17 protein-coding genes are annotated in these 21080 nt (G+C 67.3%); 14 read left to right on the plus strand and 3 right to left on the minus strand.

The genetic code is table 11. The features are described from left to right. The first annotated feature begins 104 nt into the window (after positions 1 to 104). The 8 genes from AC07UW_RS15965 to AC07UW_RS16000 all read left to right on the plus strand — a co-directional run bounded on the left by AC07UW_RS15965 (position 105) and on the right by AC07UW_RS16000 (position 9467). The gene (locus AC07UW_RS15965; RefSeq protein ID WP_025878385.1) at positions 105 to 1301 is read left to right on the plus strand and encodes a hypothetical protein; all 1197 of its coding nucleotides are present in this window, start codon (positions 105 to 107) and stop codon (positions 1299 to 1301) included. After that, on the plus strand, positions 1292 to 2392 hold the full coding sequence (locus AC07UW_RS15970; protein ID WP_025878386.1) for a hypothetical protein: 1101 nt from the start codon (positions 1292 to 1294) through the stop codon (positions 2390 to 2392). The genes AC07UW_RS15965 and AC07UW_RS15970 overlap by 10 nt, the downstream gene beginning before the upstream one ends. Positions 2393 to 2481: 89 nt before the next feature. Next, the gene (locus tag AC07UW_RS15975) at positions 2482 to 3156 is read left to right on the plus strand and encodes a hypothetical protein (protein ID WP_032977073.1); all 675 of its coding nucleotides are present in this window, start codon (positions 2482 to 2484) and stop codon (positions 3154 to 3156) included. A 16-nt stretch (positions 3157 to 3172) separates the two neighbouring features. Then, complete coding sequence (locus AC07UW_RS15980) at positions 3173 to 4819, plus strand: CsgG/HfaB family protein (RefSeq protein ID WP_025878388.1); 1647 nt, start codon at positions 3173 to 3175, stop codon at positions 4817 to 4819. A gap of 393 nt (positions 4820 to 5212) precedes the next feature. Beyond that, complete coding sequence (locus AC07UW_RS15985) at positions 5213 to 6862, plus strand: M28 family metallopeptidase (RefSeq protein WP_025878389.1); 1650 nt, start codon at positions 5213 to 5215, stop codon at positions 6860 to 6862. A gap of 207 nt (positions 6863 to 7069) precedes the next feature. Then, a complete protein-coding gene (locus AC07UW_RS15990) occupies positions 7070 to 8329 on the plus strand; it encodes a sensor histidine kinase (protein ID WP_032977067.1) in 1260 nt (419 codons plus the stop codon). Next, positions 8319 to 9089 carry a LytR/AlgR family response regulator transcription factor gene (locus AC07UW_RS15995; RefSeq protein WP_033830239.1) on the plus strand — a complete coding sequence of 257 codons (771 nt, stop codon included), beginning with the start codon at positions 8319 to 8321 and terminating at the stop codon, positions 9087 to 9089. Before AC07UW_RS15990 ends, AC07UW_RS15995 begins: the two co-directional genes overlap by 11 nt. A 33-nt stretch (positions 9090 to 9122) precedes the next feature. Continuing rightward, positions 9123 to 9467, plus strand: coding sequence for a hypothetical protein (locus AC07UW_RS16000; RefSeq protein WP_223494117.1), 345 nt, complete (start codon positions 9123 to 9125; stop codon positions 9465 to 9467). Positions 9468 to 9506: 39 nt separating this feature from the next. On the opposite strand, the gene AC07UW_RS16005 is transcribed toward AC07UW_RS16000, so the two are convergent. Next, positions 9507 to 10121: a hypothetical protein gene (locus AC07UW_RS16005; protein WP_025878393.1), complete on the minus strand. Its 615-nt coding sequence runs from the start codon at positions 10119 to 10121 to the stop codon at positions 9507 to 9509. Positions 10122 to 10430: 309 nt separating this feature from the next. On the opposite strand from AC07UW_RS16005, the gene AC07UW_RS16010 reads away from it, so the two are divergent. Beyond that, complete coding sequence (locus tag AC07UW_RS16010; protein ID WP_223494118.1) at positions 10431 to 11360, plus strand: oxygenase MpaB family protein; 930 nt, start codon at positions 10431 to 10433, stop codon at positions 11358 to 11360. Between the two features lie 134 nt (positions 11361 to 11494). On the opposite strand, the gene AC07UW_RS16015 is transcribed toward AC07UW_RS16010, so the two are convergent. Next, the gene (locus tag AC07UW_RS16015; protein WP_223494119.1) at positions 11495 to 13606 is read right to left on the minus strand and encodes a M13 family metallopeptidase; all 2112 of its coding nucleotides are present in this window, start codon (positions 13604 to 13606) and stop codon (positions 11495 to 11497) included. A gap of 174 nt (positions 13607 to 13780) precedes the next feature. Here AC07UW_RS16015 and AC07UW_RS16020 point away from each other — a divergent pair, with 174 nt between their 5' ends. Beyond that, positions 13781 to 16843 (plus strand): bifunctional diguanylate cyclase/phosphodiesterase, encoded by a 3063-nt coding sequence (locus AC07UW_RS16020; protein ID WP_223494120.1) that lies wholly within the window; start codon positions 13781 to 13783, stop codon positions 16841 to 16843. A gap of 91 nt (positions 16844 to 16934) precedes the next feature. On the opposite strand, the gene AC07UW_RS16025 is transcribed toward AC07UW_RS16020, so the two are convergent. Next, positions 16935 to 17816, minus strand: coding sequence for a LysR family transcriptional regulator (locus tag AC07UW_RS16025; RefSeq protein WP_025878397.1), 882 nt, complete (start codon positions 17814 to 17816; stop codon positions 16935 to 16937). Positions 17817 to 17910: 94 nt separating this feature from the next. Between AC07UW_RS16025 and AC07UW_RS16030 the strand changes: the two genes are divergently transcribed. The 4 genes from AC07UW_RS16030 (at position 17911) to AC07UW_RS16045 (ending at position 21056) form a co-directional block, all read left to right on the plus strand. Beyond that, the gene (locus AC07UW_RS16030) at positions 17911 to 18321 is read left to right on the plus strand and encodes a DoxX family protein (RefSeq protein WP_025878398.1); all 411 of its coding nucleotides are present in this window, start codon (positions 17911 to 17913) and stop codon (positions 18319 to 18321) included. Positions 18322 to 18364: 43 nt separating this feature from the next. After that, positions 18365 to 19174 (plus strand): dioxygenase family protein, encoded by an 810-nt coding sequence (locus AC07UW_RS16035; protein WP_223494122.1) that lies wholly within the window; start codon positions 18365 to 18367, stop codon positions 19172 to 19174. Next, positions 19171 to 19302, plus strand: coding sequence for a hypothetical protein (locus tag AC07UW_RS16040; protein ID WP_263291910.1), 132 nt, complete (start codon positions 19171 to 19173; stop codon positions 19300 to 19302). Before AC07UW_RS16035 ends, AC07UW_RS16040 begins: the two co-directional genes overlap by 4 nt. Before the next feature lie 110 nt (positions 19303 to 19412). Further along, positions 19413 to 21056, plus strand: a complete 1644-nt coding sequence (locus AC07UW_RS16045) for a Na+/H+ antiporter (protein ID WP_025878400.1) — start codon at positions 19413 to 19415, stop codon at positions 21054 to 21056. Positions 21057 to 21080: the final 24 nt, after the last annotated feature.

The following is a 21080-nucleotide window of genomic DNA, read 5'->3' on the forward strand; positions in this document are numbered from 1 at the left end:
CGACAAGGTCAGCACTTGTCGGTTTGCCCCGGAGCGGCTATGTTTCGCGCCCAGCGGGCGTGTTCGCGCCTGTCATTCGTGTGTCGTGACCGAGGAGCGGTTGGATGTTTTCAAGGACGAAGAGCGCACCGCGCGCTTTTGCGCGCCTGCTTGCCTATGCCCTGTGCCTGGCCGTATGGCCGTTGGCCAGCCAGGCCGCAGACAAATCGCAGCAGGCCTACTGGGCCGGCTTTGCCTATACCGCTGACGCCGCCGCCGTACAGGCGACCACCCCGCATGCGCATGCCGTGCTGGAAAAGCGTGGCCTGATTCCGCTCAACCAGACCCTGGCACAGGCGCTCAAGCGCCGCGCACCGGCCAACCTGGAACTGATCGACCAGCCGGTGGCGATGCTCGATGGCACCACCAGTGCCGTGGTCCTGGCCGCTGCGCTGGACCGCGAGCTGGTATCGGTCGAACCGATCGGCGACCAGTACAAGGTGCTGGTGGAAGTGGCACTGCAGGCGCTGTTCTTCGATTTCCGCGAGCGCCAGGTGATCGCCTCCTATCCGCTTACCCTGCAGCGCATCGACGTGCAGGAGTACCGCCCGGACAGCGACGATATCGATGCGATCGTCGCCGATCTGCTGTACGGCGGTGCCGATACCAGCCTGTCGCAGGTGCTGGCCACCACCCTGGCCCAGGCCAAGCTGCCGGAAGCGGCCACGCGTCGCCTGCAGGTGGGTGCGGTGACCTTGTCCGACGCCACGCTGGCCAAGCTGCCCGATCCGAAGTGGGCCGGTCCGCTGCGCGCCACGCTGGCCCATGAGCTGTCCAAGACGCTGTCGTCCAATACCGGTGTCGGCCTGCTGCCGCCGGCCTCGGGCCAGGCGATCGGCGGTGCCATGGCCGCGCGCTTTGCCGACGGCAAGGTCTACCAGCTGAAGATTCCCGAGGCCGACTACGTCATCAGCCTGCAGGTGGATGCGCTGAAGAACGGCGTCATCAGTGAAACGCCGGCGATGAAGACGATGCTGTTCGGCGCGTTCTTCACCGCCAAGGTCACCGAGCCGTTCTCCGGCAAGGTGTACTTCGAACAGCCGCTGCGCAAGGGCGCCACCAAGGTGGTGCCGGTCACGCAGTGGCAGGTCGACCAGTGGTCGGCCAGCTACGAAACCCTGCTGGCCGGCTTCGATGCCTTCGCCGGCGCCGCCGCCAAGCGTGCCGATTCGCGCGCCTGGCTGGACGAGCAGAAGCCCGGCGGACGCCCGCTGCAGCAACAGACCCAAGCCCTCCAGGAGTTGATCAAATCATGTCGCTGATGCGTACCATCCTGCTCATCCTCATCGCCCTGGCGGTGGCCTCGCCGGTCGCCGCGCAGACCGCCAGCTCGCGCGGTACCGGTTCGGCCAGCTACAGCCTGCGCCTGAGTGCCGATACCCGTGCGCAGGCCCTGAACAAGGCCAAGGCCAATGCACTGGAGGCGTACATCGCCGAATCCGGTGCGGCCAAGCTGCGCCTGTTCGAATCGCGTCGCGCCGAGTTCCTCGGTGAAATCGACCGCTACGTGCTCAGCGCCGTGCAGCTGTCGGACAACGAAGACAAGAAGGCCAAGACCTACAGCGTCACCGTCCGCGCCGAAATCAACACCACCCTGCTGCAGACCAAGCTGGATGCCGGTTCGGCCGTGGCCGGTGCCACCGCTGCACAGCGCTCGCTGCTGACCTTCCTGTTCATGGCGCGCTCGCAGGACACCGTGCAGTCGTTCCAGGACAAGGAATACCGCCGCGTCGACGCCAGCAGCAGCTACAGCGAGAACACCCGTGAGGGCGACAGCTTCCGCGGCAACTCGGTCAGCACCAACGGCAGCATCAACCAGAACGGCTCGGTGTCGGTCACCAGCGGCGGCAGCACCACCGCCCGCAGCGACAACATCAGCTGGAAGGTGGCCAACGCCGCCGAGGTCAACACGGCCATGACCGGTGCCTTCAGCGCCGCCGGCTACGAAGTGGTTGAAGCCGAATACGTGGAAGGCGAGTCGCGCGGCCTGCTCAGCATCGAGCGCATCCGCAAGGACTTCAGCACTGGCAACGATCTGTCCGCGGCCACCCTGCGCGATACCGCCAACGGCATCCGTGCGGCGAACATCCCGTACATCGCCGTCGGCACCCTCGACGTCGGCATGCGCGACCGTGACCCGGCCAGCGGCAACACCCGCGTGTTCGTCACTGTCACCGGCAAGGTGCTGGACGTGACCGGTCGCTTCCCGCGCACCGTGTCGTCGGTGGGCCCGGTGCAGTTCTCCGGTACCGGCCCGAACGAAACCGTCGCCCGTACCAATGCACTGCAGCTGGCTGCGGAAAAGGCTGCCCAGCAGATGATCAACGAGCTGAACGTCAAGGCGGTCCGCTGACGTTGGTGGGTGCCGGGTTAGCCCGGCACCGCTCTGCTTCCCGTTTATTGCGTGCCGCATCGCGGCCGTCTCTCCCAAAGGACTCTTCCATGATCCGTAATACCGCTCTCGTCGTGGCCATCGCGGCCGCCACCCTGTCGATGCCGGCCCACGCCCAGTTCGGCAAGCTGAAGGACCTGGCCGGCGGCGCCACCGGCACCTCCAGCAGCAGCGCCAGCGCTGCCGCTCCGGACGAAGCCGCGCAGGAAGCGCTGGTCCGTCGTTTCGTCAGCTCGCAGTCGCACTCGCTGCAGGCACAGACCTCCTTCGCCCGTGCCTTCGGCCTGGCCGAGCAGGTGCAGCTGCTGGAAGCCGAGCGCCAGGCGCTGTCGTCCGGTTCGGTGAACGTCGATGCGATGAAGAAGTCGGTGTCGGTCAGCGAAGCCGCCCAGGCCGCCATCGACGAGCGCCAGGCCGCACAGCCGGAACTGAATGCTGAATCCAAGCAGCACTACGCCGAAGGCCTGGTCTCGCTGCTGGCCTCGGCTGCCGAAGCACAGAAGCTGAGCGGCGAAGCCAGTGGCTTTGCAGCCGGCATGAAGAACCTGGGCGCCACCCAGATGGCCACCGTTGGCCGCAAGCTGGCCGCCGGTGCCTGGGTTGCCAAGGAATCGCCGGGCTTCATCAAGGGCCTGTACGGCTCGACCAAGTCGGCTGTGACCTTCGCCAAGAAGAGCAAGGTGAAGGTGCCGTCCAACGCCGATTCGATGCTGGATTCGCTCTGATACGAGGCAACTCCGCATGCGTACGACGACTCGATTGATCGGCCTGGGCCTGGCCGCGGCCCTGCTGGCAGCCTGTGGCAAGCAGGATGCACCGGCAGAAACCGCTCCGGCCAAGGACAAGGCTGCCAGTGCACTGGCCAGCAATGCGCCGGTGCAGGAAGCGCCCCTGCGTGGCACGCCGGATTTCGGCGGCACCACCCAGGTCGCGCGCGAAGCCGACGGTATCGGCAGCACCCCGGAACTGGCGGTGCTGGCGGCATTGCAGTCGGCCGTGGCCCAGGTCAACGGCGTACGCGTGGCCAGCCAGATGCAGAGCCTGCGCGCAGGCCTGCATGTGGACGTGGACGGTGAACACGTCGGCGATATCCGCGCCGACGCGTTCTCCCAGCAGATGATTGCCGGCTCGCAGGGCGCGGTGCTGGGCTATGAAATCCTCTCGCAGGATGAAGTGAGCCAGCTCGACGAAGAAACCATCGCCCGCGTGCGCGCCAGCGACGAAGGCTGGAGCTTCAAGGGGTCGGCCTCGGCCAGCGCTTCCGGCGAAGCCTCCGCCAAGGGCGGCTCGGCGTCGGCCAGCGTCAAGGAGAACTACGAAGAGCAGGTCAAGGTAGACGCCAAGCGCGGTGCCAGCTCCTTCGATTCGGATGTCACCCGGCGCAGCATGCGCAGCTACTGGAAGGTGCGTGTACGCGCGCAGATTGCCCAGTACCGCGCACCGGACGAAGAAGGCAAGCCGAAGATCGTGGTGGCCCTGCCGCGCACCAAGTCGGGCAGCTATGCCGTTGGCGATGGCCGGGTGAACGCCGACGAGGTCGCCCAGGCGATCCGCGCGCGGCTGTCCGACACGCTTACCCAGACCCAGCGCTTCATTGTGCTGGACCGCGAGTTCGGCGACGAACTGCAGGCCGAGATCGACCACATCAACAGTGGCAACGTGCGCCTGCAGGACACCGCACGCGTTGGCCAGCAGCTGGCGACCGACCTGATCCTGATTCCGACCATCGAACGGTTCGAGTACCCGCGCAGCGTGCGCAACCTGCGCATGTCCGATCGCCAGGTGACCTCGTATTCCGGTGGCGGCCGCATCACCCTGCGCCTGGTCAATGCCACCACCGGCCAGGTGGTGATGTCCGACAGCTTCGATCACCAGCTGGCCTCGACCGGCCCGAGCACGCTGCCGCGCGTGGTCAACGGCCGCAGCATGGCCGCCTCGATGATGGACTCGCTGTCCGGGCAGATCGGCAGCACGATCGTCACCACGCTGTTCCCGGTGTCGGTGGTGTCCGTTGATGGCGACCAGGTGGTGCTGAGCCAGGGCGGTGACACCGTGCAGGTCGGCCAGCGCTGGCAGGCCGTGCGCCTGGGCGAAGAGCTGAAGGACCCGCAGACCGGCCGTTCGCTCGGCCGCAGCGAGCATCCGTGCTGCACCATCCGCATCGACCGCGTTGCCGCGCAGACCTCCTACGGCACCCTGGAAGAGGGCGTCGACGCGATGCGCGGTGGTTTCCGCCCCGGCCAGATCGAACTGCGCCAGAAGCTGGGCAGCAAGCCCAAGGCCGCCGCCGGCGCAACCGCATCGGCCGCCCCGGCCGCCGCAGCGCGCCCGGCCAGCAAGCCGAAGCCCAAGCCCGCCGCCGCCCCGGCCGAAGACCCGAACTGGTAAGACACCCAAGCAATGCACAGATGGGGTCAGAGCCCTTTCCTACCGGGAAAGGGATCTGACCCCTTCTTGCTTCTGGTCATCCACGCATGGCGTGGATCTACCGTGTCGACCAAGGTCGACACCCACCAAGAGCAGGCCATACCCTCCCGACAGATTGCGGAGATCTCTCGAAGGCGGGGTGGGTCCGGTTGCGGGAGTGTCCGCGGCATGGATGCCGCGGCCAAGCCCCCAAGGATGGGTTTACGGCGTCTCCCGCAACCGGACCCACCCCGCCATCCCACGGAATACCGTTGTTGCTCCGGCCGTTGCCGTTGTTTCGGCGGGTGCAGGGCGCAGCCCTGCCGAACCTCTTACCCCTTACACTCCAGAACGATTTCCCTGCTGGAGAGAGCAATGAAGCGAGTAGTACTGGGCGTACTGGCCCTGTCGGTGTCGAGCGCACTGATGGCGGCCACCCCGAAATTCGATGGCGCGCGGATCTCCGCCGACGTCAAGGAGCTGGCCTCCGACGCCTACGAAGGCCGCTCCCCGGCCACCGCCGGCGAACAGAAGACCATCGCCTTCCTCAGCAAGCAGTTCGCCGACGCCGGCCTGCAGCCCGGCGGCGACCTGAAGGACGGCAAGCGCCTGTGGACCCAGGCCGTGCCGCTGCGCAAGGGCGACATCGTCGGCACCCCGCAGCTGTCGCTGCAGCAGGGCGGCAAGACCATCGCGCTGGAGCAGGGCAAGCAGATCGCCGTGCGTGCAGCCATGAACGGCGCCACCAACGTAGATATCAGCAAGGCACCGCTGGTGTTCCTCGGCTATGGCGTAAAGGCGCCGGAGCGCAACTGGGACGACTTCAAGGGCGTGGACCTGAAGGGCAAGATCGCCGTCGTGCTGATCAACGACCCGGACTTCGAAACCGGCAAGGGCGACTTCGACGGCAAGGGCATGACCTGGTATGGCCGTTGGCCGTACAAGTACGAAGAAGGCGCACGCCAGGGCGCACTCGGCGTGCTGATCGTGCATGAGACCGCCCCGGCGTCGTATGGCTGGGCCACGGTGGCCGGCTCCAACACCAACACCATGTTCGACGTGGTGCGCGACAATCCGGCTGACAGTCATCCGCTGCTGGAAGGCTGGATCCAGCGCGATCTGGCGGTCGAACTGTTCCGCTCGGCCGGGCAGGATTTCGAGGCGCTGAAGAAGAAGGCGCAGCAGCGCGACTTCACCCCGGTGCCGCTGACCGGCGCCAGCCTGGATGCGAAGTACGCGGTGAAGACCGAAGTGATTACCTCGCACAACGTGGCCGCGCGCCTGGAAGGCAGCACGCATCCGGACGAGACCGTCATCTACAGCGCGCATTGGGACCACATCGGCGTGGGCGAGCCCGACGCACGCGGCGACCGCATCTTCAACGGCGCGCTGGACAACGCCAGCGGCACCGCCTCGCTGATCGAACTGGCACGCGGCTTCGCCAAGGCGCCGCGTCCGCAGCGTTCGGTCGTGTTCCTGGCGGTAACCGCCGAGGAGAAGGGCCTGCTGGGTTCGGAGTACTACGCAACGCACCCGCTGTACCCGCTGGAAAAGACCGTGGCGATGATCAACATGGACGGCATGGCGCCGTTCGGTCCGTCGCGCGATTTCGGCATCTACGGCGCGGCGCGCTTCGAGCTGCTGGACCAGTTGAAGGACGTAGCCAAGGGATGGGACATCCGCTACACGCCGGACCCGAAGCCGGAAGCCGGCCTGTTCTTCCGCTCCGACCACTTCCCGTTCGCCAAGCGTGGCGTGCCCGCGCTGTCCTGGTCGGCCGGGCAGGACTGGGTGGACGGTGGCGTCGCGGCGGGCAAGAAGGCGTCCGAGGACTACACCGCCAAGCGTTACCACCAGCAGGGCGACGAGTGGCAGCCGGACTGGGTGTTTGCAGGCGCTGCGCGCGACCTGGAAGTGCTGTACACCCTGGGCAATCAGCTGGCCAATTCGCGCAGCTGGCCGAACTGGAGCAAGGACGAGGCGTTCCGCGCCGTGCGTGACGCCAGCGCCGACCAGCGCAGATAACGGAAGGCGCCGGGCTCACCCGGCGCCTCCCCGGTTGCCGGCCGCTGGCCGGCAACCCGGTAGTGCCTGGTAGTGCCGGCCGCTGGCCGGCAACCCGGCACTACCAGAACCGGTTCCATCCACCCTTTCCCGGTCTTCGTCGCACATCGCTTGTTTGCCCGAAGGGCCGCTCTATGCTCGGCTCACCCCTTCCACCAAGGCGCCGCCGTGATCGCCAGCTTCTCCCTCATCATCCGTCATCTGCTGGCCTGGGCCGCGGCGCTGTTCGTTGCCGGCATGGTCTGGAGTGGCATCTTCAGCGGCATGAACGACGGCCCAGGCTGGGTGTTCGGGCTGCTGGTGATGTTCCTGATGATCTCCGCGCTGGGCAGCGCGATCACCCATGTGCGCCGGGTCTGGCTGGTGGCCGGTCGCCTCGATGGCGCCACCTTGTCCGGCCGCCAGCGCCGGCAGATCGAACTGCCGATGGATGCCGGCCAGGCCTTCGCAGTGGTCGAGGCTGCCGTCGGCGAACTGCCGCGGGTGGAAGAGGTGGAGAGTTCTGCCGGCAGTCTGCAGGTACGTGCCTATGTGCGCCGCGTCGACCTGTGGAACGGCCGGCAACCGTCGCGCTGGAACCTGCCGGCGCGGCTGGCGATCAAACGCAACAGCGTGCTGGCCACGGTAACGCCGGGGCAGGGCACCAGCACGGTGACCCTGCTGTTCGAACCGGACGCCGGCTGGTGGGCCGATCTGTTGGCACTGGATGAAGGCAGCAACTATGAGAACGCCGAAGCGGTAACCCGAGCGATCAGCCGCCGCGTGGCCGACCAGCGCCGCGACGAGCAGGCCGCTGCCGAACAGACCCAGGTGGAAAAGGAACTGTCGGTCGCGCGCTTGAACCTGCTGCACGCGCAGGTCGAGCCGCACTTCCTGTACAACTCGCTGGCCAATGCACAGGTGCTGACCCGCACCGACCCGGCGCGCGCCGAGCAGATGCTCGGTCACCTGATCCAGTACCTGCGCAGTTCGCTGCCGCAGGTGGATGAATCGGTTTCCACGCTGGGCGTGGAGCTGGAACGTACCCGCGCCTATCTGGAAATCCTGCGCATCCGCATGGGCGCACGGCTGGCGGTGGAAGTGCAGGTGCCTACCGAGCTGCACGAAGTGAAGATGCCGGCGATGGCGCTGCAGACCCTGGTCGAGAATGCGATCAAGCACGGCCTGGAGCCCAAGCCCGGCGGCGGCACGATCTGGATCCTCGCGCGTGGTTTCGATGACCATGTCACCGTGACGGTCGCCGACGATGGGCTCGGTTTCGGACAGGGCACCAGCGGCACCGGCATCGGCCTGAAGAACCTGCGCGAGCGCCTGCGGTTGACCTGCGGCGAGCAGGCCGGAGTAGCGATCGTGGCCAATTTCCCCAGTGGTGTAGCCGCTACCATGACCCTGCCGCAGTCGGCCAAGGAGCCCAGCCATGCCGCTTGAAGCGCTGATTGCCGAAGACGAGGAGCTGCTGCGGCACTCGCTGGTCGAGCAGCTCGGGCGGCTGTGGCCGGAGCTGAAGCTGGTGGCCGAATGCGAGGACGGTGCCAGTGCGCTGGAACAGCTGGCCGAGAAGCAGCCGGACATCGCCTTCCTCGACATCCGCATGCCCGGCATCAGCGGCATCGAAGTGGCGCGGTCATTGGCCGAACTGAGCCCGCGCACGCAGGTGGTGTTCGTCACCGCCTACGACCAGTACGCCATCGATGCCTTCGAGCAGGGCGCGATGGATTACCTGCTCAAGCCTGTCAGTGACGAACGGCTGCTGGCCACGCGCGATCGCATTCTTTCGCGGCTGCCATCCACGCGCCAGGACGATGCGGTGCTGGAGCGCCTGCTGCAGCGCCTGGGTGCAGGCCCGGCCGCCAACGACCGGCCGCCCCTGGCCTGGATCACCGCCAGCAATGGCCGCGATACGCAGCTGATCATGCTCGACGATGTGATCTATTTCCGTGCTGACAACAAGTACACCACCGTGGTCACTGCCGCCGGCGAAAGCCTGCTGCGCACACCGCTGCGCGAGCTGCTGGAAGTGCTCGATCCGCTGCACTTCCGCCAGGTACATCGCTCCACCATCGTCAACATGAAGGCGGTGGCAGCCGTCAGCCGCGACGATACCGGCCGTGGCGTGCTGCGCCTGCGCCAGCGTGCCGAAACCCTGGTGGTCAGCCAGCCGTTCATGAGCCTGTTCCGCGGCATGTAGCCGCTGTTCCTACGTCGCGTCCTGGAGCATCCCATGCGTTCTCTACTGCTTGCATGCATTGCCGCACTCAGTCTCGCCGGCTGTGAAAAATCCACCGAGACCTCGATCACCCGCACCACGGCAAATGGCGTGGATACGCTCTACAGCAAGCGCACCGTTGTCGATGGTGTGGCGCGCTTCGAGTGCATTGCCAGCCGTAGTGGCCAGTGCCACTACCTGCTACTGGACCCGTCCTGCAACCCCGATGCCGCGTGTGCGAAGCCACCCTTGCGGTCGTTCGCGGTAGCGGTGGGCGCAACGCAGCAGTTCAAGGATCTGCCAACCGGCTTCCGCCAGTGCGTCAGCGACGTGCAGAAAGAACAATGCCACCGTGACTGAGCACGGTGGCATTGTGGCTCCCCCCGGATTGCGTTCGGCTCAGTAAGCCGGCTGCAGCGTCATGTCGTGATGGTGTTCGGTTTCACCGACATGATTCAGGCGACCCACCAGTTCGGAGTGCTGCTTCATGCGCCCGATCTCGGTCATGATGCGGATGTCCTCGTGGCGCAGCTCGCGCTTGGCGGTGACCGCCTGCTTGTAGTCCAGCACTTCCGGATAGTGTTCAGCCAGGTCCAGCGCTTCGGCCACGTGCTCGACGCTGTCGGCCTTGGAGGTGATGCGCGCGCGGCTGTTGAAGGCCTTCATCCAGCGTTCGAAGCCCGCTGTGCGGTCGAACATGTTGGCCATGAACCAGATCACGAACAGGATCGAGATCCACGAGCCGAACACCACGACCACGCGGGTGAAGGTGATGTGGTAATCGTCGCGCCACAGGTAATTGGTGATCAGGCCGAGGATCAGCAGCGAAGCTGCCTGCCATCCGACGATCGAAGTGATCAGCCATTGGCACTTGGCCTGGGCCAGCACCGCCACTTCATCTCGGATCTGCTGTTCGCTGAGGCTGCGCCAGTGCGCGACCTGTTTTTCGAACGGGCTGCTGTAGAGCTCGTTGTCGCGAAGCAGTAATCCCAAACCCTTGAACAAAGCAATCATGGCTGGCTCCTTGTGGAACGTGCGGCGATCTGCAGTGGACGGTGTGGCGGGTTCAGTTCTAGCACTTCCAGCGAGCGGTGCAATGGCCTCAAGGCCACGCGGCACAAGGGCTCAGCCTGAACAGGTGAATATTGGTGCGACGCAGCATTGCCCGCGTGGCCTGCGACAAGATGTCGCAGGGTGAAATGTGCTGCGCGCGCACATGAAACCGACGCTGAGCGGATGGGCTCGCTGTGCCGGTCGTGATCGACCAGAATCGGGGTGGACCGCGCAGGACGCGGTCCGTCCCTCCGCCGATCTGGACCCGTGATGCCGCCGTTGCTGCACCGTCTTTCCCGCCCCGTCACCGCGCCGATCCGGCGCTGGGTCCTGGATGCGTTTCCGCGTGGCCAGAGCGGCATCGACTACGACCATCCACTGGGCGATCCCGGCTGGTTCGGGCCGGACAGCGTGACCTGGCGGATGCACGCTGAGCTGCCCTCGATGCTGGCCGGCGGTCTGTGTGCCCTGATGCTGCAGACGCTGCATCCGCGCGCGCTGGCCGGTGTCTACGATCATTCCAATTTCCGCCAGGACCTGGTCGGCCGCCTGCGCCGCACCACTGCCTTCGTGGCCGGCACCAGCTACGCGCCGGCGCGCGAGGTGGAAGCGCTGGTGGCCAAGGTGCGGCGCATCCACGCACAGATCCGCGGGCATACCGCGCAGGGCGAGCCGTATGCCGCCGATGATCCGCACCTGCTGACGTGGGTGCACGTGACCGAGGCCTACGGCTTCCTGCAGGGCTATCGTCGCTACGGGCGCGAGGTGCCTGCCGCGATCGCCGACCGCTATTACGACGAGTACCGCTGCGTGGCCGAAGCGCTGGGCGCGGTGGATGTGCCGCGCAGTGCGGCGGAAGTGGATGCGTACTTCTGCGCGCGGCAGCCGGAGCTGGTGGTGGACGAACGCTCGCACGAAGTGCTGCAGGTGCTGTCCGGTGTGCGCCTGCCGGTGCCGGTGCCCGGCCTGTCGCGCGAGATCTTCCTCGGTGCCGGTGCCGCGCTGCTGCCGGAGTGGGCCGAGGGCATGCTAGAGCGCAGCACGCGCCAGCGTGCGCAGGCCGCAGCTTCGGCGAAGCTGATGCAGGGCATGGCGCCGCTGTTCCGCCGCGCGCTGCCTGACGGCCTGGCGAGCCGCGCCTGCGCCCGCGTGGGTGTGCCGGTGGAATCGTTGCGCGAGTGGCCGGCATTGCCCCGGTAAACGCCGACCTTGGTCGGCGCGCCTTGCCGCGGTGCCCATTCATGCCACGTGTGGATGGCGAAAAACTGCCAACCAAGGTTGGCACCTACCGATGGAAATAAAACGGGCGCCTTTCGGCGCCCGTTCGCGTTACATCACCACACCTTGACCCGCTTGTCCGGGGCCAGGTAAAGCTTCTGGCCTTCCTTCACTTCAAACGCCGGGTACCAGGCGTCGATGTTGCGCACCGTCAGCGCGCGGAACTGGCCCGGTGCATGCACGTCGGTCAGCAGCGAATTGCGCAGCGCCTGCTCGCGGCTCTTGCTGCGCCAGGCCTGGGCGAAGCCGAGGAAGAAGCGCTGGTCCGGGCTGAAGCCTTCCAGGGTCTGGCCCGGCTTGCCCTGCAGCGACAGCTGGTAGGCGTCGTAGGCGGTACCCAGGCCGGCGACGTCGGCGATGTTCTCGCCCAGCGTCAGCTTGCCGTTCACATGTACACCCGGGAACGGTTCGTAGCTGCTGAACTGCGCGGCCAGTGCATCGCCTGCCGCGTTGAACTGCTTGAGGTCTTCGGCCGTCCACCAGTTGTGCAGCTTGCCGGTGTCGTCGAACAACGCACCCGCGTTGTCGAAGCCATGGCTGATTTCGTGGCCGATCACCGCGCCGATCGCACCGTAGTTCACTGCGTCGTCGGCAGCACCGTCGAAGAACGGCGGCTGCAGGATCGCCGCCGGGAACACCAGGCGGTTTTCCAGCGGCACGTTCATCGCGTTGATGGTCTGCGGCAGCATCGCCCACTCGCTGTGGTCGACTGGCTTGCCCAGCTTGGCGATGTTGCGCTGGTACTCGAACAGCTCGGCGCGCTGCGCATTGCCCAGCGGATCATCACGACGGATGTCCAGACCGGTGTAGTCGCGCCACTTGTCCGGATAGCCCATGCCCACGGTGAGGCCGGCCACCTTGGCCTTGGCGCTGGCCTTGGTCTGCGGTGACATCCAGGCCAGTGCATCGATGCGCTTGGCGAAGGCGGCGATGATGTTCTTCGCCATCTCGTCGGCACGTTCCTTGGTCTTGGCATCGAAGTGCTTTTCGACGTAACGCTTGCCGATGGCCTCGCCGACGGCATGGTTGGCGTCATCCACGGCACGCTTCCAGCGGTCGCTCTGCTGCGGCGTACCGCTCAGCGCGGTGCCGTGGAAGGCGAAGCGCGCATCGGCGAACTTCTTCGGCAGGTAGGCAGCGGCGCGGTCCAGCGCGTGGAAGGTCATGTAGTCCTTCCAGGCATCCAGCGGCTCGGTGGCCACCAGCTTGGACAGGCCGGCCACGGCCTTGGGCTGCCACACGATGAAGTCCTGCTGCTGGCCAAGCTTGGCAGCGTCCAGGAACGCGGCCCAGTCCATGCCCGGGGCCTTGGCGTTGAAGTCGGCCTGGGTCCAGGGGTTGGCGCCCTTGGTCACGTCATTGGTTTCTTCCTGCGTGGCATGCGCCTGGGCGATCTTCGTTTCCAGGGCGAGGATGCGCTGCGCCTTGCCGGCCGGGTCGGCCACGCCGGCCAGCTGCAGCACCTGCGCGATGTAGGCCTGGTACTGCTTGCGCAGGTCGGCCATGCGGCCACCGCCCAGGTAGAAATCGCGGTCCGGCATGCCCAGGCCGCCCTGCACCAGGTACGGCGCGGTACGGTCCGGCTGCAGCAGGTCCACCGACACCCACAGGCCGAACAGGCGGTCGGTGTAGAAGTTGGTGGCATTGAGCAGGTCGACGTCGGCGCGCACGTCGCCGCCGAGGGCGCGGGCCAGGCCGGCCTTGTCGGCGATCGCATCGATGTTCTTCAGCTGCGGCTGCACCGGTGCCAGGCCGCGCTGCTCGATGCCGGCCTCGTCCATGTAGGCGGCGTAGTAGTCGCCGATCAGCTTGTCCTCGCCGCTGGCCTGGGCGTTGCCGGCAGCGCCTTCCAGGATCGCGCGGGTGTCGGCCTGGGTCTTCTCGGCAATCACGTTGAAGCTGCCGAAGCGCGAGCGGTCGGCCGGAATCTCGGTGTTCTTCACCCAGCTGCCGTTGGCGAAACCGAAGAAGTCGTCACCGGCGGCGATGCCGCGGTCCATGCCACTGGCATCGAAACCAAAGCTGCCCAGCATCGGCTTGGCGGCAGCGGGGGTCGCCTCGGCCGGTGCGGCGGTGCCGGCGGCCGGATCGGCCGGGCGGTCGCAGGCGGCCAGGGACAGGCTGGCAACGATGGCCAGTGCCAGGGTGGGGCGGCGCAGCTTGGACATGGACTTCTCTTGCGGCGGAAAACTCCAAGTCTAATCCGCTGCGGGCCGGCTGGACGTGCTCGACAGGGCCAGCACTGTGCGTGATCTGGCTGAACACGCCGCAGCGATCTTCACGCGGTCACCGGCGTGGTGCATGCTGCGGGCTGGATGTCTGCAGCACCCGGGGGAGGGCGCATGCAGGACGGGTCGAGGCGTCAAGAATGGCGTCCGCCGGCCGTTGAGGTCGGGGATGTGGAGGAATCGTTCGCGCATGAAGCCAGCCGACTGCACAGGGAAGACCGACCGATGCCGGCGCTGAGACACGCGCTGGCCCGGCCGTTGCGTGCCATTACCTGGGGCGGCGTGGTGCTGGGCGTGCTGCTGGCGGCAGGCCTGGCCGCGATGCTGGCCAACGATTACCAGCGCCGGCTGGAAGCCGCGCAGCGGCAGAGCCGGGCGCTGGCGATAGGCAGCGAGCGCCTGCTGGCACTGGAGCTGCGCAACCTGGAACGGGCGATGGCCGGCATCGCCGCCGATGCGGCCGAGCTGTTCCGCACGGTGCCTGCGCAGGCGCCCGCGCTGCTGGACGCCGCCATTGCCGGCGTGCTGCGCCGGCATGCCGAGCTGCACAGCATCGTCGTGCTCGATACCTACGGCCGCGCCCTGACCGCCGGCAAGGGCGACCTGCAATTGCCGCTGTGGACCGATCCGCAGCGACGGGGGCAGGGAAGTGCGCTGTACATCGGGCCGCCGCAGCGTGCCAGCGATGGTGGCTGGGTGGTGCCGCTGGCGCTGCCGATGGCCGGCGATCGCTGGTTGCTGGCACGGCTGCGCTGCGGCGAACTGCAGCGGATCGTGGGCGGTCTGGATGTGGGGCCCAGTGGCCTGGCCTCGATCAGCGACGCCGATGGCTACATGCTGGCCCGTGTCCCCGATCCGCACGGCACCGTCGGCCGCCGTTACACGCTGCCGGCACGCACGCTGCTGGGCCGGCAGGCAGTGGTCGAGCTGGGCAGCATCCCCGGCGCGGTGGACCAGATACCGCGCATCTCCACCATCAGCACCCTTGAGCGCAGTCCACTGGCGGTGCAGGTCGGCCTGGCAAACGAAGATGTGCTGAAGCCGTGGTGGCCGTATCTGCAGGCGGCGATTGCCATCATGCTGGCCTACGTGGCGCTGCTGCTGGTGCTGCTGTACGCGGTGCGCCGCAGTACGCACCGGCAGCAGTCGATGGCCGAAGAGCTGCGGACCGGCCACGCCGAGCTGCGCCTGGCCCATCAGGTGGGCCGCGTATGCACCTGGTATGTCGACGAAGACGCTGCGCTGCTGCGCTGGTCACCGCTGGCGCGCGAGATCTTCGGTGTGCAGACCGATGCGCTGCCGGTGGCCGAATTCTTCGCCCGCGTGCACCACGATGACAGCGCACGCATGCAGCAGGCCTTCGATCAGGCCTTCGCCGGCAACGCTGTACTCGACGAAGAATTCCGCCTGGTGCTGCCCGGCGGTGCCGTGCGCTGGGTCGCCGCGCGTGGCCAGCGGGTAGCGGTGGTCGATCGGCAGCGGCGCATGATCGGCGCACTGACCGACCTCAGCGAGCGCTACCAGGCACGCGAGCAGATGCGCCAGGTGGAACGCCGCTTCCGCCTGCTGTTCGATCGCAACCCCGCGCCGTTCTGGGTGTTCGATCCGGACACCTTGCGCTTCATCGAGGTCAACGAGGCGACCGTGCAGCAGTACGGCTACAGCCGCGACGAATTCCTGGCGATGAGTATCCTCGACATCCGCCCACGCGAGGGCTGGGACGAGGTCAAGGGCGCGATCGCGCAGGTGCGCAGTGGTGAACTGCAGGACGCTGCGGTGCGCCTGCACCAGCGCAAGGATGGCAGTGTGTTCGAAGTGCGCGTGCACCTGTCGCAGCTGGATTTCGATGGCCAGCCCGCGTGCCTGGTGCTGGCCGAGGATGTCAGCGAGCGCCTGGCCTACGAACGTGACCTGGCCTATCACGCACGGCACAACCCGGCCACCGGCCTGCTCAACGTGCGCGCACTGAGCGAACAGCTGGACGAGCAGGCCGGCGCCTACACCATCGCCTATGTGCAGCTGCGCGGTCTGCAGCTGGTGGCCGATACGCTGGGTCGTGAGATCGGCGACGCGGTCCTGCAGTCGATGGCCTCGCGCCTGGGTGGGCTGGGCGCGCGCTTCGGCCTGCTGGCGTTCCAGCCGGCGGAGGACTTCGTGCTGGCGATCGCGCCGGAACACAACACCCAGCGCGTGCTGGAAGATCTGCTGCAGATCGTCTCGGCACCGATGCGCGGCCAGGATTCGCTGCACCAGTTCGAACCCCGCATTGGTGTGGCCGTACATGACGCCGATGCAGGCCACAGTGCCGAACAGGCGATCGGCATGGCCGCGCAGGCGGCGCACGCGGCCCGCGCCGAAGGCAACGTGGTGGCCTGGTTCGATGCGGCGGTGACCATCCGGCTGGCCGACCGCCTGCGCCTGGCCGGGCGCATCCACGCGGCCATCGACAACGAATTCCAGCTGTACTTCCAGCCGATCCGGCACGCCAGCGATGGCAGCCCGGCGTCGCTGGAGGCGCTGCTGCGCTGGCCGCAGGCCGATGGCAGCTTCATTCCGCCCAGCGAGTTCATCCAGTTGTGCGAGGACACCGGCCTGATCCTGGCGCTGGGACGCTGGGTGATCCGCGCAGCGGCACAGGCGCAGCGGCGTCTGGTCGAAGCGGGGTGGGGCGAGCTGTCGATCGCGGTCAACGTGTCGGCGGTGCAGTTCTTCAACAGCGATCTGGTGGCCGAGTTCGCCCGCGCGCAGCAGGATTTCGGCCTGGCCCGTGGCGCACTGCACGTGGAGCTGACCGAGAGCAGCCTGATGCGCAAGCCGGCACAGGCGATGCAGACCATGCAGCGCCTGCACGAGCAGGGCATCCGCGTGTCGCTGGACGATTTCGGTACCGGCTACTCGAGCATGTCCTATCTGCAGCACCTGCCGCTGGACGTCCTGAAGATCGATCGCAGTTTCGTCGCCGACGTGGAGACCAATCCGCGCAACGCGTCGATCTGCCGGGCACTGCTGTCGCTGGGTCACAGCATGGGGCTGACGATCATCGCCGAGGGCGTGGAGACGCCGGGGCAGCTGGACTGGCTGGCCGCGCATGGTTGCGACCAGGTGCAGGGCTACCTGCTGGGGCGGCCGGCACCGCTGGAAAAGATCATCGCGCAGCTGGATGAGGTTGTCGCCTAGGCCGCGCTTCGCGCTCGCCGGGCATGGCCCGGCGCTACCGTGTCACGGGCGCGCCCCTGGTAGCGCCGGGCCATGCCCGGCGGACGCACGCTTACACCCCGGTTTCCACCAGGTAGTCGATGAAGCTGCGCACCTTCGGTGCGAGATGGCTGCGGCTGGTGTAGACGGCGAAGATGCCGATCGGCTCAGCTTCCCATCCGGGCAGGATGCGCACCAGGCGGCCATCGGCCAGCGCCTCGTGCAACAGGAAGTCCGGCTGCAGGATCACGCCCATGCCGGCAATCGCGGCTTCGCGCAGGACGTCGCCATTGTTGGCGCGCAGCAGGGTGGTCACTGCAACCTTCACTTCGCCACCCGGTCCCTGCAGTGGCCAGTGGTCGCCGGCGGCCCAGTAGCTGTAGCCGAGGCAGGCGTGGGTCTGCAGATCCTCTGGTGCCTGCGGTGTTCCGTGTGCGGCCAGGTAGGCCGGTGCGGCACACAGGCTGATCCGCGATTGGCCCAGGCGCCGCGCGATCAGGCTCGGGCCCGGTTCGCGGGTGATGCGGATGGCCACGTCGTAGCCTTCTTCGACCATGTCCACCAGGCGGTCGGACAGCGCCAGGTCCAGCTCGACCTGCGGGAAGCGCTCGCGGTAGCCGGCCAGCAAAGGGCCGAGGCGGGCGATGCCCCAGCTGACCGGTGCGTTGATGCGCAGCGTGCCGGACGGCTCCAGCGCCTGTGCGCCGATGCTGGCCTCAAGCGCATCGAACTCGGCCAGCAGGCGCACGCACTGCGCGTAGTAGGCGGCGCCGGCGCTGGTCGGGCTGACCCGGCGGGTGGTGCGGTGGAGCAGGCGGGTGGACAGGCGCTTTTCCAGTGCGGCGACCTGGCGGGTGACACCGGCCGTGGACATGTCCAGCGCCTGTGCGGCGGCGCTGAAGCCGTTGCGCTCGACCACCGCGACGAACACGCGCATGGCATCCAGGGTGTCCATTGTTGCGCCTTCTGAAATAAATACGGTCGATCCATCGTATTTATCGGCAATCGAGGGCGCAATAACCTGTGCCCTGTCCCTGCCGAGGTACCCCATGAACGCTACCGCCGCCCCCCTGTCCCCGCTCGCCCCGTATGCCGCGACCCTGCTGCGGCTGGCCCTGGGCGTGTTGTTCCTGGTCCATGCGCTGACCAAACTGCTGGTGTTCACTCCGGCAGGTACCGCGGCCTTCTTCGAGTCGCTGGGCCTGCCCGGCGTGTTGGGCTACCTCACCATCGCCGTTGAACTGGCGATTTCCGCAGCGCTGCTGCTCGGCATCTACGCGCGCTGGATCGGCCTGCTCGGTGTGCCGCTGCTGCTGGGCACCATCGTGACGGTGCACGGCGCCAACGGTTTCAGCTTCGCCAATGCTGGCGGTGGCTGGGAATACCCGGCGTTCTGGGCGCTGGCCCTGGTCGTGCTGTTCCTGCTGGGCGATGGCCGCTGGACCCTGCGTTCGCGCTGAACGTTCCCCGGCCCGCTGCCTGTTCCTGTGATTGGAGAAGATCATGTCCCGCCTGCCTTCGCTGTACATCTCCCACGGCTCGCCGATGACCGCCCTGCATCCGGGCCAGGTCGGCGTGCGGCTGGCCGAGCTGGCCCGCGACCTGCCAACGCCGCGTGCGATCGTCATCGCCTCGGCGCATTGGCTGGCCCGGCAGCCGCTGGTAGGCAACCATCCGCAGCCGCCCACCCTCCACGATTTCGGCGGCTTCCCACGCGAACTGTTCGCGCTGCAGTACCCGGCGCCCGGTGATCCGGCGTTGGCTGAAGAGGTGGCGGGCCGCATCGCCGCCGCCGGCCTGCCGGTGGCACTCGATCCGCAACGTGGCCTCGACCACGGCGCGTGGGTGCCGCTGCGCCTGCTGCACCCGCAGGCCGACATCCCGGTGGTGCCGGTGTCGATCCAGCCGATGCTGGGCCCGCAGCATCAGTTCGCGCTGGGCCGTGCGCTGGCGCCGCTGCGCGAACAGGGCGTGCTGCTGATCGGTTCGGGCAGCATCACCCACAACCTGCACGACTGGGGCCACTACCAGGACGGCAAGCAAGCGCCCTACGTGCGCCCCTTCATCGACTGGGTGGAGCAGCGGCTGGCCGCCAATGAGCGCGATGCCCTGTTCGACTACCGCCGACAGGCACCGTTCGCCGAGCGTGCGCATCCCACCGATGAGCATCTGCTGCCGCTGTACTTTGCGATGGGTGCGGCGGGGGAGGGGGGCTTCGGTGCCAAGCGCATCGATGCGGGTGTCGATGCCGGCTTCCTGGCGATGGACCTCTACCGCTTCGATGGTGCCGACCGCGCTCAGGACGCGGCATGACCCCACCGCTGCTGCCAGGGCTGGAACGCCCTGCATCAGGACACGTGCAGGGCCGGTTGGCAGTGCTGCATGACGACGTGGCCAGCACGCCGGCCTGGATCGGGCGGCGCTTGCTGTCGCGGTCCTGACGCGCATTCAGATCGCTGGGCGCAGTGGCGGCATGCTGTGTTAAGTTTTTTCCCGTCCCCCGGCGCACTCCGGTTTTTCCGGCCCCACGCGCCGCTCCTGTGGAAGAAGCATGCACACCATCGAAGTCGTCCTGGCGATGCTGGTGGCCGTTGTCGCCAGCGGTTACCTGGTTCGCGTCCTGCCATTCTCGTTGCCGCTGCCGCTGGTGCAGATCGGCCTCGGCGCGGTGATCGCCGGGGTATTCAACCGCGGCCATGCACTGGAACCGGAAGTGTTCTTCCTGCTGTTCCTGCCGCCGCTGCTGTTCCTCGATGGCTGGCGCATTCCCAAGCAGGGCCTGTTCCGCGACAAGGGCGCGATCCTCGAACTGGCGTTCGGGCTGGTGGTGTTCACCGTGATCGGCGCGGGCCTGCTGATCCACTGGATGATTCCGGTGATGCCACTGGCGGTGTGTTTCGCGCTGGCCGCGATCGTGTCGCCGACCGACCCGGTGGCGGTCGGCGCGATCGCTGCCAAGGCACCGATTCCCAAGCGCCTGATGCACATCCTGGAAGGCGAGTCACTGCTCAACGATGCCTCCGGCCTGGTCTGCTTCCGCTTCGCGGTGGCGGCGGTGATGACCGGTACCTTCTCGTTGGCGACCGCCTCGCTGACCTTCGTGTGGGTGGCGGTGGCCGGCCTGGCCGTCGGCGTGGCGGTCACCCTGGGCGTGTCCACGTTCCAGCGCTGGCTGTGGCGCCGTTTCGGCGAAGAGCCGGGCGCGGCGATGCTGGTCAACCTGCTGATCCCGTTCGCGGCGTACCTGCTGGCCGAAGAAATCAATGCTTCGGGCATCCTCGCTGCGGTCGCAGCGGGTATTTCGATGAGCTACGTGGAAATGACCGGCCGTGTCTCCGGCAGCATGCGCGTGCAGCGCGCCGGCGTCTGGAACATGCTGCAGTTCAGCTTCAACGGCATCATGTTCGTGTTGCTGGGCGAGCAGCTGCCGGGCATCGTCGAACGCGCCACCACCACCATGAACGAGAGCGGCCACCAGAGCGCGTGGTGGCTGCTGGTGTACGTGCTGGTGATCAACGCGACGTTGATCGCGCTGCGCCTGCTGTGGGTGTGGCTGTCGCTGCGCTGGAACCTGCTGCGTGCGCGTCGCCGCGGCCTGGAGCGTGGCGAGGCACCGAACTGGCGCATCGTGGTGGCCACCTCGGTGGCGGGTGTGCGTGGTGCGATCACCTTGGCCGGCGTGCTGACGCTGCCATTGTTCCTGCCCGATGGCAGCCCGTTCCCGGCACGCGACCTGGTGATCTTCCTGGCTGCTGCGGTGATCCTGTGCTCGCTGGTCGGCGCCAGCGTGGCGCTGCCGCAGCTGTTGAAGGGCCTGCAGCTGCCGGCCGATTCGGGTGAGCGCAAGGAAGAGGATCTCGCCCGCAAGCTGTCCTCGAAGGCCGCGTTGGCGGGCGTGGAGCGCATGCGCCAGCAGCTGGTGCTGAACCAGAACACCGAGAACGTGCAGCTGTACAACGACGCCGCATCGCGGGTGAGCCTGCTGTATCAGCGGCATCTGGACCGCGACAACCCCGACGTGGACCCGGAGAAGGTGAACCGGATGGAGATGGGCTACCGCCAGCTGCGCAGCGCCGGCCTCAATGCCGAACGCGAGGAACTGTTCCGGCTGACCCGCCGCGGCGTGGTGTCGGACGAGATCGCACGGCGGCTGATCCGCAACCTCGACCTGCTGGAATCGCGCAAGCGCGAGTGACCGGTATGCCGATCGGGGTCAGAT

Source organism: Stenotrophomonas sp. GW821-FHT02D01, assembly GCF_059421765.1.

Coding starts and splice junctions, on each gene's coding strand:
- AC07UW_RS15965 (WP_025878385.1), top strand. CDS start 105: ATGTTTTCAAGGACGAAGAGCGCACCGCGCGCTTTTGCGCGCCTGCTT.
- AC07UW_RS15970 (WP_025878386.1), top strand. CDS start 1,292: ATGTCGCTGATGCGTACCATCCTGCTCATCCTCATCGCCCTGGCGGTG.
- AC07UW_RS15975 (WP_032977073.1), top strand. CDS start 2,482: ATGATCCGTAATACCGCTCTCGTCGTGGCCATCGCGGCCGCCACCCTG.
- AC07UW_RS15980 (WP_025878388.1), top strand. CDS start 3,173: ATGCGTACGACGACTCGATTGATCGGCCTGGGCCTGGCCGCGGCCCTG.
- AC07UW_RS15985 (WP_025878389.1), top strand. CDS start 5,213: ATGAAGCGAGTAGTACTGGGCGTACTGGCCCTGTCGGTGTCGAGCGCA.
- AC07UW_RS15995 (WP_033830239.1), top strand. CDS start 8,319: ATGCCGCTTGAAGCGCTGATTGCCGAAGACGAGGAGCTGCTGCGGCAC.
- AC07UW_RS16000 (WP_223494117.1), top strand. CDS start 9,123: ATGCGTTCTCTACTGCTTGCATGCATTGCCGCACTCAGTCTCGCCGGC.
- AC07UW_RS16005 (WP_025878393.1), bottom strand. CDS start 10,121: ATGATTGCTTTGTTCAAGGGTTTGGGATTACTGCTTCGCGACAACGAG.
- AC07UW_RS16010 (WP_223494118.1), top strand. CDS start 10,431: ATGCCGCCGTTGCTGCACCGTCTTTCCCGCCCCGTCACCGCGCCGATC.
- AC07UW_RS16015 (WP_223494119.1), bottom strand. CDS start 13,606: ATGTCCAAGCTGCGCCGCCCCACCCTGGCACTGGCCATCGTTGCCAGC.
- AC07UW_RS16020 (WP_223494120.1), top strand. CDS start 13,781: ATGCAGGACGGGTCGAGGCGTCAAGAATGGCGTCCGCCGGCCGTTGAG.
- AC07UW_RS16025 (WP_025878397.1), bottom strand. CDS start 17,816: ATGGACACCCTGGATGCCATGCGCGTGTTCGTCGCGGTGGTCGAGCGC.
- AC07UW_RS16030 (WP_025878398.1), top strand. CDS start 17,911: ATGAACGCTACCGCCGCCCCCCTGTCCCCGCTCGCCCCGTATGCCGCG.
- AC07UW_RS16035 (WP_223494122.1), top strand. CDS start 18,365: ATGTCCCGCCTGCCTTCGCTGTACATCTCCCACGGCTCGCCGATGACC.
- AC07UW_RS16040 (WP_263291910.1), top strand. CDS start 19,171: ATGACCCCACCGCTGCTGCCAGGGCTGGAACGCCCTGCATCAGGACAC.
- AC07UW_RS16045 (WP_025878400.1), top strand. CDS start 19,413: ATGCACACCATCGAAGTCGTCCTGGCGATGCTGGTGGCCGTTGTCGCC.